Below are 10,197 nucleotides of genomic sequence, written 5' to 3' on the forward strand. Positions count from 1 at the left end.
AAATACCCATTGTATAATTCAATATTTTCTAAAAAAAAAAAAATATTTTATAAATATAAACTTAGTAACTTAGTCAAATTATAATCATTTTTTTTTATTGAAATTTACATATATTTGTCAATGCACTAGAATTTGATATTAAATTACTTTTAACGATATGTTATCATATGTGCTATTTTAATAAAAAATCAGCTAAATAAATTAAAAAATAACTCATTAGAAACCTATATTTGCAAAAATTTAAATAATTAAATATTTTAAAATGTTTATAAATTCTAAAGGATATTATATACCTACAAAGAGAGTTGATAATAATTATTTTGCAAAACTTAACGATTTATCAGAAGATTGGTATTTCAAGAGGACCGGAATACTAACCCGAGCCAGAGCCTCTGAAGAAGAAACAATAAACTACATGAGCATTAAAGCAGTTGAAAATGCAATTAAAAATTTGCCCTATGATATTCATGAGGTTGATTTGATCGTATTTGCTTCTTATACACCCAACGATACAGTTGGAACCACTGCACACATTATTCAAAAAGAATTTAATATAAACAATGCCAAAGCTTTTTATATATCATCTGCTTGTTCTTCTGCCATAAATGGTATGGAAATCATAAATTCCTTTTTTAAAAGCAAAATATCGTCAAAAGCGTTATTAATATGTGCCGATAGAAATTCCAGCTATTCTGATGACAGAGACACTCAATCTGGCCATTTATGGGGTGATGCTGCTGTAGCTTTATTTTTTTCATCTGAACCTATACGTCCAAATGAAGCTAGTATTTTAGATATAAACACGCTTGGGCTTGGAAATGTAGGTCATGGGCCACAAGCTGTTACCATGGAACCTAAAAATGGTTTGCATATGCCTTATGGCAAAGATGTTTTTACCCATGCATGTGTCTACTTAGCTAGGTTAACTGATACCATTATCAAAAAAAATGGATATTCTATTTCTGATTTAACTTATTTTATCGGCCATCAAGCCAATAAAAGGATTTTAAATAATGTTTGTCATGAGTTAGGATTAGCTGAGAATAAATCACTATCGAATGTTGAAGAATTAGGCAATACAGGATGTGCTAGTGCTCCTTTAGTTTTTGCCCAAAATTACGATATTTTTAAAGAAGGTGATCTTGTATGTCTTTCCGTTTTTGGAGGTGGATATTCTTGCGGTACTTGCTTAATTAAATTTAATTAACATACTAACTAATATTAATTTTTAATTTCTGCAATTTCAAAATTCATTGCTATAAGAATCATCTGTTTTAGTATCTTGTTAATTCAGCATGTATTTTATACCTTATAAAATTTTTATTTTGCTAACTTGTAATCTAAATTAAAATTTTTATAGCTTGGATTTTGTTTTTATGATTTTAAAATGTTCTTCTTTATTAAGAAACGAACTAAATTAAGGATGATTTAAAAATATATCTAAACGTTAATTTACTAATAATTTCTTGTAAATATTTCTTATAACCAAGATTATAGATTAATGAAATATCTTATATAAATCTTTTAAATGCTCAAAATAAAAATTACCTTATTATATTGTCTTATATTTATCCATTACGCTTTAGATTAATTATATATGGTAATCTAACACTAATACTTTCAATTAGACCTTATCTAATTTTTTTATTAACAATTAATAAATCTTTATTGGGTAATGAATTATGATAGGTTATTTTTAGAAAAATTTTTTATTTAATGAATATATGAAGTGTGAAAAACTTTAGAAAAGTTTGTAAGAACACAAGTTTTTAGTGTTTTAATTTCGCAAATGCCTCAGTTATTACTTGATGAATTAGAGGCATGTATTCATCCATATGAGAAATGGCATGTATATCATTTAATTCTAACACCCTTAAGGAATCATTGAATACCTTTTTATAATATTCCGGATACAGGACTTCATCATTTTTAGAAATAATGAGATGTATATTTTTGTTTAGAATGTTTTCAGATGTAGCCGAAAATATCTTTTCTTTAATTTCGGAAGTAATTCGCTTCTGATCTTTAATTTGTTCCGATGAAAAAACCGGATTCGTCATAACATATGGTATATCTTTGAATAAATTTACCAAATTCCAAGCAAGATTTGCTCCCATACTGTCAGCCATAATTATCCTATCACCTTTATCCTCTTCTAAAATTTTAGCTTTTTCTTCCAAAAATTTTGGAATATCCATAAGCTCATTCCACTCCCAACATATAAGTTTATACTCTTTAAAATTATGGTAAAATTTTTGTAAACAATTGAATTTTTTTCCTGAAGTTTGATATCCGTGAAGAAAATATATTTTTTTCATTTGTAAATTTAGTGCTTCAATATATGTATTAGGTATTTATAATTTATGTTGGATAACATAGTTTCTGTTTTAAACTTAATTATTCATAGGTTTTATTTTAACCCATTATATATTTTATTAAGCTTTTATTCATTTTTAATATGGATGCCTGCAAACCTAATCAAAATTATTAAATTTGTCAAGAATATTAAAATTAAAAATTTATATTAATACAGTTATGTTAACTGTGATAATAATTACCTAAAAAGAAATCATTGTATAAGAAGTTATTAAGTCAGACATTAATTTATGGATTAAGCAACGTTTTAGTTCGGGTATTTCCATTTATATTAACTCCCATATTGGTAAGAACATTTGGCCCTTTCAAATATTCCATATATGCTGATTTTTACTCCGCTGCAGGCATACTGTCTGTCCTACTTACACATGGTATGGAAACTACCTTTTTTCGTTTTTTTCAAAAATTTAAAGATCAAGGAGACAGGCAAAATACAGTTTATTTTACTTCTTTCACTTCTGTATGTATGGTATCTCTTTTATTCTTATTGTTGGGCATAATTTCCAGAGAGCCTTTAGCTTCAGCTTTTAAACATCCTGATGAGGTAATTTTTTTAGTTTGGTTTCTATTTATTCTTGCAGCTGATGCTATATCCGCAGTCCCTTTTGCAAAACTTAGAATTCAAAACAGATCATTGTACTTTGCTTCTCTTAAAATACTGAATTCAGTTATTATGTTCTTTTCTACCGTTATATTAATTTTCTGGATTCCGAAACTGATAGAACATGATGGAATAGGTGCTGCCTTTTTTAGTAAAATTTATAATTTTAATTATGGTATAGGTTATGCTTTTGCTGCCAATTTATTCGCAAGTATAATCACATTTCTAGCTTTACTACCTACCATGCTTGATGGTAAATATACTTTCGATTATACTTTATGGAAAAAGATGTTGTCTTATGCTTGGCCCATTACTATTGCCGGACTAGCTGGAATTATTAATGAAACCATGGACAGACAATTCATTAAATATCTACTTCCTAAAGGTATTGCAGAAGTCCAAATGGGAATCTACAGTGCTGTTTATAAAATTGCTACTTTTATAACTTTGTTTAAAACCGCCTATCTGTTAGGTGTTGAACCCTTTTTCTTTTCCCACGCCGATAATAAAAATTCGGGAAAAACTTATGCCACTTTAATGAAATATTATGCTATTTTTAGTGCGGTTATTTTATTATTTCTAACTGCAAATTTGGATTGGATCGGACGTCTTTACATAAGAAATACTGACTACTGGAGCGGCTTTCAGGTTGTTCCTATTTTGTTAATTGGTTCAACTTTTTTAGGAATATATTTAAACTTATCCATCTGGTATAAATTATCCGATAATACCCATTATGGAGCAATTATCTCGGGAATTGGCGCTTGTATAACTGTTGCATTAAACTTTATTGGTTTAAAATATACGGATTTGGGCTATTGGGTCTGTGCCATTGCTACTTTTGTATCATACTTGACTATGATGCTTATATCATATTTTTGGGGGCAAAGAGAATATCCGATACCTTACAATTACAAAAAACTAATTTTTTATATTGGAGGAAGCTCATTGTTAAGCCTAATAGCTTATTATTGTAGCAATCACATAGCCATAAGAATTGGTGTTGGCAATATTTTATTTATTATTTTTATATACCTAACTTTAAAAATCGAGTATAAAGATATACAAATTTTTAAGGAAAAAATTCTACAACTAAAAAAAGGAAAAAAAAATTAATTTTAAGATAATTTTATCACTATATTTTCTTTATTATATATTATTAGAACAAAGAAATTTATTACTTGATGTTCAACTGATAGTCTAATATTTCTCTATTCAATCAATATTTTAACACTTGATAATACTTTCATAATATTTAAAAATTTTGACTTTAATTTGAAATTTTAATAATTCATATCATTATAACTTGAAATTTGAGTAGTATGATTAGTACTATAATCTCAAAATAATTTAAATAATTATATTTATTTAACACTTATATTATAATAATTAAATATATAATCAAATATTTATCATAACATATTAAAATAAATTTATTATATTTGCTTTAATATTTATTTTATCTTATAATTACAATTTTGAGCATTCACAGATAGATATAATTGTTATTCTGTGAAAAATAAAGCGGTCATTTTACGGCCGCTTTAAATTTCAGTAAATACTATCTGCGAGGTTAATTTAACTTTTCACTTCTTCTTGCAAGGAATTAGTAAACCATAATGTTTTATTTCTATTATCAAATTTTTTAGCAAGATGCAATGCATGGGCATAATAATGATTATATAAATCTTTTAAATTATATTCACCTAAATTTGAATATAATGGATGATCTACACTTATCTTTAAACTTCTGGTTGTTTCAGCATTAAAAAGATTTAGTACATTTTTTGCAAAGATAAATTGTAAATAATCTTCAGCATTAAGTTCCCAGGGAGAATATTTTTCATATAAAGAAAAAGCTTTTTCTTTATCGTTGTTTATTAAATAATTGATTAATAGAGAAATGGTAGAAATAATTGAACTATCTGACTTATCTACATTTTTAAGTTCATCCATGGCTTTATTATAAAAATCAGCAGAACGGGAATCTCTTAATTTATTTAAATGGTAAGTAAATTTACTCAATGTAGCAAAAGGCATATGAGCACAGCTGAATTTTTTAGCAAAAAGATCATCAGCATTTTCAATAGCTTTATCAATATTTCCTTTTATCAGCTCTGCTTCTACTTTAGCATCAATTTCACAAGCCGGGCAATGTGACATATCGTCCCGCGTTTCTTTGTCTCTTAGCTCAATATAGGCATCCATCTCATCAATGTTCCCAATAAATTTATACCATTCAATCATAACGCTATAATACCCACGCAAACTATAGCTGTTTCTGATCATCCTAATCTTAAGATCTTTAAATATTTTTTTTATTTGATCTATATTTATATTCGCATTCCTGTATGAAGCATTTGCCATCCATTTATATTCCCATAAAAATTCTTTTTCATCACAAAAAGACGGGTTCTTGTCATTAATATCCAAAATCCATGTGAAGGCAGGAAAACTTTCAATGCATCTGGAAGTCCTTGCTTCTTCTGCTATCAGATTTAACCTGAAATCAAATCCCCATTCAAGGTCATTATTAGCATCAGATAAAAGTATTCCTTGTTTTAAGAGAGATATTTTGTCATCAGGATTGGTAAACGAATTTAACTTTAAATTAATTTTTTGTAATTCTAAACTATAGTTCATTATTAGTAGCTAGTTAATTCTTTATTCAGTAAATTTCTAAAACGATCCGTTCTATTTCTTTTATCAAATTTATCAGCTAATTCATTGGCTATATTTACATAATAATCATATAAATCACTTGACATATAAATTCCATCTGACTTATAAAAAGGTATTGACGGATTTAATTTTGTCAACTTAATTTCTCTATTTTCTTTAAATAAATTTAAAAAATTTAATGATACTTCAAAATTTACCCCATCTTCAGAATTTAATTGCCAGTGAGCATATTTTTCATAAAGATTTAAGGCTAATTGATCATTAGCATAGGATGCATAATTAATTAATTTCGATATACCTGTGATAAATGAGGATTCAAAATCATTATTAAATTCATTTAATCCTTTCTTAAAATATTCTTCTGCTCGAGGATCTTTTATCTTATTTAGGTGATAAGCTAAATTGCAAAACGTATCAAAAGGTACTTCGTTACAAGATATACCCTTACTGAGCATCTCATTTGCATCTGCAATCGCGGAATCGTATTTTCCTGCAATTAATTTGATTTTTATTTTTTTATTTAGCTCACAAGCTTCACAATCAGACATCCCATCTCTTCCATAGCTATCTCTTTCGTTTAAAATTTGCAATGCTCCTTGTATATCCCCAATCGATTCCAACCATTCTATTTTAGGAACATAATAGGCTCCTAAGCCATAGCCGTTTCTTTCCAATCTATTTTTTAGATCGTTATGAATTTCTTGAATTTGTTCGAATGATATATCTGCGTTATTTATTGCTGAAGTAGCCAGCCATTTATATTCCCACAAGAGTTCCTCTTCTGAAAATAAATCGGGATGTGAATCGACCGTTTCGAGCAACCAAGCAATTGCCGAAAAACTATCTGTGCAATGAGAAGTATTGATCTCCTCTTGAATGAGTTGAAGTCTTAAATCAAATGACTCCTCCAAATTATTTTCGAAATCTGATAACCGTATTGAATCTTTTAATATGGCAATTCGATTATCAGGATCCACTTCTCCGTCCATTAATAGATACCTAAAGTCTAAACCTTCATAAAGATCTTTATATTTATCTGCAATTTCAATTGCCTGATTAATTAATTTTTTTTTCAGACCTCCATCCTTCTCTTGATTAATTTTAATTCGAATTTTTTGCAGTTCCAGTTTATAGTTCATAATAAATTTATTTATTTAATTTTTGGTTTTATACCAAATATACAAATTATATCATTATTTGAATAACATTTTGGCATTTATTTTGAATTGTTTTTTACTTATTAACTTTATTGTTTAACATGTAAAAATATTATGGAACTATCAAGACAGAGTTTATTTCGAGAAATAGATAATTCTTCCCTCATTTTATTCCGTATATTATTTGGATTTTTACTTGTAATAGAAACATGGGGAGCTATTTTAACAGGTTGGGTAAACACAAACTTAATTTCCCCTAAAGTTTTTTTCCCTTTCATTGGTTTTAACTGGCTTCATCCTCTACCCGGATACGGTATGTATATTTATTTTATATGTTTGGGTATATTGGGATTGTTTGTTATGATTGGATTTAAATATCGATTTAGTCTTTTATGCTTTACAATATTATGGACAGCTCAATATCTAATGCAAAAAACAGCATATAATAACCATTATTATTTTTTAATTCTTATATGTATAATTATGTTATTTTTACCTGCCCATGCTTATTATTCTTTGGACGTAAAAAGAAACAAAAATATCAGATCATTGACCATGCCTCAATGGTGCTCTTTTGCCTTAATGTTTCAAATTTCCATTTTATATTTTTTTGCTTGTATTAACAAGCTCTATCCTGATTGGTTAGATGGAACTTTTACACATTTATTATATTCTGATAAAACAGATTTTCCCTTGATTGGTCAATTTTTTACCAAAAAATGGTTTTATATTTCTATAGCTTATCTCGGAATTTTATTTGACGGATTAATTGTTCCTTTAATGCTTTGGAAAAAAACCCGAACGTTAGCTTTATTTACCAGTTTAATTTTTCACCTCGCTAATTCATTTATATTAAATGTGGGTGTTTTCCCCTACTTTGCCTTAAGCTTTATTGTTTTATTCTATCCTCCGGAAACTATCCGTAAATTCTTTTTCAAAAAACGTCCGAGTCTTTCTTTAGAAAAACATAGTTATAATTATTCCAATAAAAATCTGGTATATTTTCTTCTGGTAACTTATTTCACCATTCAATTGATTTTACCTATACGCCATTATTTTATTAAAGGTAATGTTTTTTGGACTGAAGAAGGTCATCGATTAAGCTGGAGAATGATGCTGAGACACCGTAACGGCACAACTAATTTTACTATTATTGATAAAAAAACTAAAGAAACTCTCCCTTTTCCTATGGATGAAATGTTTACTGAGAAACAAATACAAAGAATCAATTGCTATCCGGATTTCATATGGCAAGCAGCCCAGTATATTAAACAAGATTTTAAAAAACATAATAAGGAAGTTGAAATATATGCTGATAGTTATGTTTCAATAAATGGGCACTCCTACAAAAAATTTATTAACAGTAAAGTTGATTTAGCTCATGTGAGTTGGGATTATTTTAAGCATTCTGATTGGATTCTCTTATATGATGATTACAGAAAATAAATATTAATTTTTTACTATGAGTTAGTAGGGATAAAAATAATTTAAGTAACTAGGTTTTATATATTTATCAGATATAGTGATAATAATTAATAAATTACAAATTTTTACTTCTTTTGGGAAACAATAATTCCAAAAACACCTAAAATAATTAGCAATATACCTAATAACATGACTGAAGTAAAAGGCTCAGCAAAAACCAAAACACCTATTAACACTGCGGTAATAGGTTCAAAAGCACCTAAAACTGAGGTTAGAGTGGACCCTATCCGTCTGACAGCCTCAACTAAAGTTATAATAGATACTATCGTGGGAATTAATGCCAATAGTATTATATTAATCACACAGGAAGTATCATGTACCGGAAACCACTGAAAAGAACCAGTTAACAAACAAAACAATAAAAGGTAAAAAACACCAATAACCTGAATATAGAAGGTATATCTTAGTACCGGCATATCTTTAACGGTAGATTTCACAGAGAAAACTAAGAAAAATGCATAAAATATCGCTGCCGAAAGGGCAAATAAAATACCTTTAAAGTTTATTTTCTCCACACCTTCTCCTAAGGATAACAAAGCAACACCTATTACAGCTAAAACTATGGAAATAAACCCTTTAACAGAAATTTTTTCACGGAAAAAGATCCCCATGATTAGGGTAACGAAAACAGGATACAGAAAATGGACCGTAGTGGTAACACCTCCTCCTAAATAGGTGTAGGATAGAAAAAAAAAGAGTGAGCAGGTATTGCAAAGTAAGCTCAGGACTGTTAACGCTTTAAATTCTTTAAACGAAACTGAATAATGTACCTTTTTTATTTTCATCAATATGGCTACGGCAATACATGCTAATAAAAATCGATAAAACAATACCGTATCAAAATTTAATCCTTTCTTCATCAAAGGAATGCTGAATAAAGGAATCAAACCATAGGTCATGGATGAAATAATTGCGCTCAATGATCCTTTAAAAAAGGATCCTTTTCCGTATTTTCCAACCAATGCCTTTGACTTTCGTGGTATGCGTAATAATATATACCTTGCTGCCCTCATTTTTAGTGCAAAATTTGCTGCAAAGGTATTCCTTATATTTTACAAAAAAAAACTAGATTATTTAAAAATAATCTAGTTTTATATCTATGCTTATTTTATTCTACTTCTACTACCACTCCCGAACATGATAAGGGGGTATTTATGTCTCAAAATTATCTGTAATTGATTCTATAGTATCTTTAAAAATCATATGGATCTATTATTATCATAATATGAAATTATTTCTACTGAATATAGGGGTTAAAATGAATTGTACATAATTAATAAATAAAAAAAAGCCGAAAAAGCCAATCTAGAAAAGGGATTGAGTGAATTTTTAAAATATTGGCTAGAAAAATGAAATGTACATTTACTACTATTTTGCCACCATTTTAACCACCTAATAAACCCTTAAGGTTAATAATAGACTATTTACTACCATAAAGTTACTAAAACCCGTTTAAAAACTAATATTAAGCCTATATATACTAATTAAAATGAGTATGATATTTCATGCTCATTTTTTGTATGTATTAATTTTGTTATAAAACAATAAAAAAGAGTTGGGTATGCAGTTGGGTATGCAGTTGGGTATGCAGTTGGGTATGCGAAAAGATAAAAAAAACAACTGATTTAAATACATATAATTACGTTTTAGCATTAAAAATACAACTAAAAAACAACAATAGGGCATATATATTCCATAAAGTAAATAAAACACATGTTATACAAGTATCTTACAATCAGCATATTAAATAAAAACAAACAAAAAAATGTGTGTTTGACTGTATTTAAGAAGCAATATTGATATATAATTATGATATAACATTATAACGAATAGATAATTTTACCATAGCTAAAGCTCTAATATTTTTAATGGGTTCGTCTTTAGGTTGATGATGTT

7 protein-coding genes are annotated in these 10,197 nt (G+C 27.9%); 3 read left to right on the top strand and 4 right to left on the bottom strand.

Annotated features, from left to right (window positions below; all coding sequences use genetic code 11):
• Positions 1 to 262: 262 nt before the first annotated feature.
• Positions 263 to 1,207: a 3-oxoacyl-ACP synthase III family protein gene (locus ASC36_RS05220; protein WP_055425439.1), complete on the top strand. Its 945-nt coding sequence runs from the start codon at positions 263 to 265 to the stop codon at positions 1,205 to 1,207.
• 562 nt (positions 1,208 to 1,769) lie between these two features.
• Here the strand turns inward: ASC36_RS05220 and ASC36_RS05225 are convergent.
• The gene (locus ASC36_RS05225; RefSeq protein ID WP_055425440.1) at positions 1,770 to 2,318 is read right to left on the bottom strand and encodes a hypothetical protein; all 549 of its coding nucleotides are present in this window, start codon (positions 2,316 to 2,318) and stop codon (positions 1,770 to 1,772) included.
• 254 nt (positions 2,319 to 2,572) lie between these two features.
• Here ASC36_RS05225 and ASC36_RS05230 point away from each other — a divergent pair, with 254 nt between their 5' ends.
• Complete coding sequence (locus ASC36_RS05230; RefSeq protein WP_055425441.1) at positions 2,573 to 4,093, top strand: lipopolysaccharide biosynthesis protein; 1,521 nt, start codon at positions 2,573 to 2,575, stop codon at positions 4,091 to 4,093.
• Between the two features lie 462 nt (positions 4,094 to 4,555).
• Here ASC36_RS05230 and ASC36_RS05235 read toward each other — a convergent pair whose 3' ends face one another.
• Positions 4,556 to 5,620, bottom strand: a complete 1,065-nt coding sequence (locus ASC36_RS05235; RefSeq protein ID WP_055425442.1) for a hypothetical protein — start codon at positions 5,618 to 5,620, stop codon at positions 4,556 to 4,558.
• Positions 5,621 to 5,622: 2 nt separating this feature from the next.
• Positions 5,623 to 6,798 carry a hypothetical protein gene (locus tag ASC36_RS05240; RefSeq protein ID WP_055425443.1) on the bottom strand — a complete coding sequence of 392 codons (1,176 nt, stop codon included), beginning with the start codon at positions 6,796 to 6,798 and terminating at the stop codon, positions 5,623 to 5,625.
• Positions 6,799 to 6,930: 132 nt separating this feature from the next.
• Here ASC36_RS05240 and ASC36_RS05245 point away from each other — a divergent pair, with 132 nt between their 5' ends.
• On the top strand, positions 6,931 to 8,262 hold the full coding sequence (locus ASC36_RS05245) for an HTTM domain-containing protein (protein ID WP_055425444.1): 1,332 nt from the start codon (positions 6,931 to 6,933) through the stop codon (positions 8,260 to 8,262).
• A 104-nt stretch (positions 8,263 to 8,366) separates the two neighbouring features.
• Here the strand turns inward: ASC36_RS05245 and ASC36_RS05250 are convergent, their stop codons facing one another.
• Entirely contained in the window at positions 8,367 to 9,314 is a 948-nt protein-coding gene (locus tag ASC36_RS05250) for a DMT family transporter (protein WP_055425445.1), read from the bottom strand.
• Positions 9,315 to 10,197 lie beyond the last annotated feature (883 nt).

Source organism: Apibacter mensalis (assembly GCF_001418685.1).
Classification (GTDB): Bacteria; Bacteroidota; Bacteroidia; order Flavobacteriales; family Weeksellaceae; genus Apibacter; species Apibacter mensalis.

Coding starts and splice junctions, on each gene's coding strand:
- ASC36_RS05250 (WP_055425445.1), bottom strand. CDS start 9,314: ATGAGGGCAGCAAGGTATATATTATTACGCATACCACGAAAGTCAAAG.
- ASC36_RS05245 (WP_055425444.1), top strand. CDS start 6,931: ATGGAACTATCAAGACAGAGTTTATTTCGAGAAATAGATAATTCTTCC.
- ASC36_RS05235 (WP_055425442.1), bottom strand. CDS start 5,620: ATGAACTATAGTTTAGAATTACAAAAAATTAATTTAAAGTTAAATTCG.
- ASC36_RS05240 (WP_055425443.1), bottom strand. CDS start 6,798: ATGAACTATAAACTGGAACTGCAAAAAATTCGAATTAAAATTAATCAA.
- ASC36_RS05220 (WP_055425439.1), top strand. CDS start 263: ATGTTTATAAATTCTAAAGGATATTATATACCTACAAAGAGAGTTGAT.
- ASC36_RS05225 (WP_055425440.1), bottom strand. CDS start 2,318: ATGAAAAAAATATATTTTCTTCACGGATATCAAACTTCAGGAAAAAAA.